The 3751-nt window shown below is 68.4% G+C and carries 3 protein-coding genes; 1 reads left to right on the forward strand and 2 read right to left on the reverse strand.

The window, feature by feature from the left end; genetic code table 11:
• Window positions 1-15: 15 nt before the first annotated feature.
• Both V7053_RS15090 and V7053_RS15095 read right to left on the reverse strand, forming a co-directional pair.
• Entirely contained in the window at window positions 16-1152 is a 1137-nt protein-coding gene (locus tag V7053_RS15090; protein WP_334173090.1) for an acyltransferase family protein, read from the reverse strand.
• A gap of 286 nt (window positions 1153-1438) precedes the next feature.
• Window positions 1439-2344, reverse strand: coding sequence for a LysR family transcriptional regulator (locus V7053_RS15095; RefSeq protein WP_334173091.1), 906 nt, complete (start codon window positions 2342-2344; stop codon window positions 1439-1441).
• A 143-nt stretch (window positions 2345-2487) separates the two neighbouring features.
• Between V7053_RS15095 and V7053_RS15100 the strand changes: the two genes are divergently transcribed.
• Entirely contained in the window at window positions 2488-3648 is a 1161-nt protein-coding gene (locus V7053_RS15100) for an iron-containing alcohol dehydrogenase (RefSeq protein ID WP_334173092.1), read from the forward strand.
• Window positions 3649-3751 lie beyond the last annotated feature (103 nt).

Below are 3751 nucleotides of genomic sequence, written 5' to 3' on the forward strand. Positions count from 1 at the left end.
TGACTACCGGCCCCCTCATAGTCGCGGGCTGCTTTCCGGAACCCGGGGGGCAGCCTCCCCGCGCCGAAGTGCCTGCGGGCCAGACCCCTGCCCTGCGAGCGCCGTCGTCTGTTCCGTGCGGCGTGGGTCGCGGAGCAGGTCACGGAGGGCGCGTTCGCAAGGCTTCTCCACGAACCGGTAGGCAAGCCCGGCGACGACCGCGGCGGCGAGGAGGGACGGGGGCACGAGCCACCAGGGGAGGCTCTGGGGGCCTTGGGCGACGAGGAGCCCGACGGCGCCCAAGACGATGTAGTGGACCATGTAGAAGGAGAAGGAGCGGTCGCCTAGGGCGACAAGGCGGGGGCTGGACAGGAGTTGGCTGGATCCGGAGAGCTCGCGACGGGCCGCTGTCCAGATCAGGACGATGACCGCGGGCAGCATCAGAGCCTCGCTGGCCCACCAAAGCGTGACGCGGAGCAGGTCGGCGGCGAGCGTGAGAGTGGCTCCTGCGGTGGCGGCGGCCGCGGCGCCGAGCTGGGCCACATGGGAGGGGACGTACCCTGCTTTGAGCAGCAGAGCCAGCGCGACACCCACGACGAACTCGGCCAGCCGGTACGGGGGGAAGTTGTAGGTGAGGAAATGGGCCGCCCAAGCCCCCACCCGGACGCCGACAGTGAGCTGGAAGGCTGTTCCCATCAGCGGTTGCAGGACCAGGAGGAACACCACGGTGCCGATGAGTTCGCGGACGCTGAACCTGTGCATCGCCTTCAGGAGGGCCGGCAGCAGCAGGTAGAAGAAGGCCTCGGTCGACAGCGACCACGCCACGGGGTTGAAGGACGACGCCGAGGACGGTCGCCAGGCCTGGGTCAGGGTCAGGTTCTGCAGGAAGGAGAGCCTGCTCGAATTCGGTGCGACCGGGATGAGTGCCGCGACCGCCAGTGTTGCGGCACTGAGGGGGAACAGCTTGGCGAGGCGATTCCGCAGGAAGACCCCGGTGCCAGCCCCGACAGTGTCCGCCCAAGTCAGGACGAAGCCGGAGAGGACGAAGAAGAAGCTCACCCCCACGAAGCCGAGGTTTACCACCGGGATGTCGTACCGGCCGAACCCGTGCATGAGCGCCACGGCGGCGGCGGCGAGGAACCGCAGTCCGGTCAGCGAATCAAGCCGCCTCACCCTCTCTTGCCCCGGCCCGTTCGGCACGCCCACACATGAACCCCGATGCTGCCATGGACCACCTCGACTATCCCCCCGTCTCGGAACCGCTTTCCCTCCATCCCACACTCCTGCAGGGCCTCAGGAGGCGAACCTTGCCAAATCCTTGGCGAACCCTTCGCGGCAGGGACTCGGCCCCGCCTACGAGAGTGGAAGCGCTCCTTCGGGTCGGTGCCTGCCAAGGTGAGAGAAGGCCCGCTCTTGCGAGTTCACTCGGGTTTGGGGACTCCCAGGGCGCGGCGGGAAGCTATTCCCCGAGGTCTTGTTCCGAAGGGGTGAGGTGTCTGTGGCCGGCAACCAGCTCAAAGAGTGCCGTTTCGGCGGCTCTGGTCCTGGCCAGCCTCTGGTGCTCGGTGGGAACCGCGATCCAGTACGTGCGCTCGATCCTGACCTCCTCGATGATCCGGATCAGGCGCTGGTCATCTGCAGCCACGAAGTCCGGGAGGATGGCCACCCCCAGACCGGCGACCGCCGCCATCCACTGTCCCGTCACGTTGTTCGTCTGGACGGCAGGCCGCACACCCGGAAGGGCCGCATCCAGGAACCTCAGGGCGGGGATGTCGAGCAGCGAGTCGACGTACCCGATCATCGAACGCTGGTACAGATCTTCCAGCCCACCGGGGACCCCCGTCCGGGACAGGTATCCGGGACTGGCATAGAAGCTCAGACCGTACGTCGCCAGCGCCCTGGAGCGCACTCCCCTGGTGGTTGGCACTTCCAAGGCGATGCCGACGTCGAACTCCCGCGTCGCCAGGAGGTTCAGGCGCGTCTCAGTGACGACTTCGATCGTGAGGTCGGGGTACGCGGCTCGCAGTCTGCCGAGCCCAGGGGAAAGCACGAAGGCGCCGAAGCCGTCGGGGGCGGCAATGCGCAGCGTTCCCGAGAGGCGCCCCCGGGCTGAGCCCAGTTCCTCAGAGGCGGCGAGGAGTGACGATTCGATGGCCTCGGCGTGGACTACGAGCCGCTGGCCTGCCTCGGTGAGCTCCCAGCCGGCAGGGGTGCGGTCGAAGAGCCGGGTCCCGGCGGCCCGTTCCAGCTGGGTCACCCTCCGGCCGACCGTGGTGTGCTCGACGCCGAGCCCTCGGGCAGCGGAGACAAGCCTCCCCGTTCGTGCGACCTCGAGGAAGAAGCGGAGGTCGTCTGCCTGGATCATCTCGTCAGTCTAGGACCTCTGTGCATTTCTGCACAGCGGTGGGCCGGATTGGGCCTTGCCTGCTCCCGTCTTCGCACAGAGACTGGGAAGTGCTCCCGGTGACGCGAACAGCGCCGGGCTTCACCCACTGCCGGGAGGTCCCCTTGACGTTCCAGATCGCACTGCCGCGGCTCATGAAGGTCGGAGCGGGCGCTGTCCAGGAATTGGGCGAGGTCCTCGCCGAGCTCGGAGCGCAGCGCCCGCTGATCGTCACCGACCCGTTCATGGACAAGTCGGGCACCGTGGACGTCGCTGTGCGGGCCCTGCGCACCGCCGGATTCGAGGCTGCGGTGTTTGCCGAGACCGTCCCGGATCCGACGACGGACTCGCTCCGGGCGGGGCTCGACGCCGTCGAGCGCCACAAGGCCGACGTCCTGATCGGCTTCGGCGGAGGCAGCTCCATCGACACCGCCAAGGCACTGGGCCTGCTCTCCCTCCAGGGCGGCCCGATGCGCCAGTACAAGGCACCCCGACGGAACACGGGCCCGTCACTGCCCGTCGTCGCCGTCCCCACCACGGCGGGCAGCGGGTCGGAAGCGACCCAGTTCTCCATCATCAGCGACTCCGAGACCAACGAGAAGATGCTCTGCGCCGGCCCCGCATTCCTGCCGGTCGCCGCGGTCGTGGACTACGAGCTGACCCTGTCGATGCCAGCCAGGCTCAGCGCCGACACCGGCATCGACGCGCTCACCCACGCGATCGAGGCGTACGTGAGCCGCAAGGCCAACCCCTTCTCCGACGGATTCGCCCTCGCCGCCATCTCCGCGATCGGCCGGAACCTCCGCGACGTCTACAAGGACGGGTCGAATCGCGAGGCCCGCGAGGCCATGATGCTCGCCGCGACCCAGGCCGGCATCGCCTTCTCCAACTCGAGCGTCGCTCTCGTGCACGGCATGAGCCGGCCCCTCGGGGCGCACTTCCACATCGCCCACGGACTCGCCAACGCGATGCTGTTCCCGGCGGTGACCGAATTCTCCGCCGCCGGCGCCGAAGCCCGCTATGCCGAGTGCGCCCGGGCCCTCGGAGCAGCCGGACCCGAGGACGACGACGACGCGGCCGCCAAGGCGCTCGTCGCCGAGCTCCACGCCCTGAACCAGGACCTCGGTGTCCCGACGCCGCAGTCCTACGGGATCAGCGCCGACGACTGGCACCGGCTGATCCCTGTGATGGCCGAGCAGGCCCTCGCCTCCGGCTCCCCTGCCAACAACCCCGTGGTCCCAGAGGCCTCCGAGATCCAAGCGCTCTACGCCAAGGTCTACGCCTGAGCCAGACCAGGACCGACCAACTCCCACCCCTTCCAAGGAGCACAGCATGACGATCAAGACGATTCCGCATTTCCTCAACGGCGAAGAGACCCATGGGGTCGGG

Source organism: Sinomonas sp., from assembly GCF_036848755.1.
Classification (GTDB): Bacteria; Actinomycetota; Actinomycetes; order Actinomycetales; family Micrococcaceae; genus Sinomonas.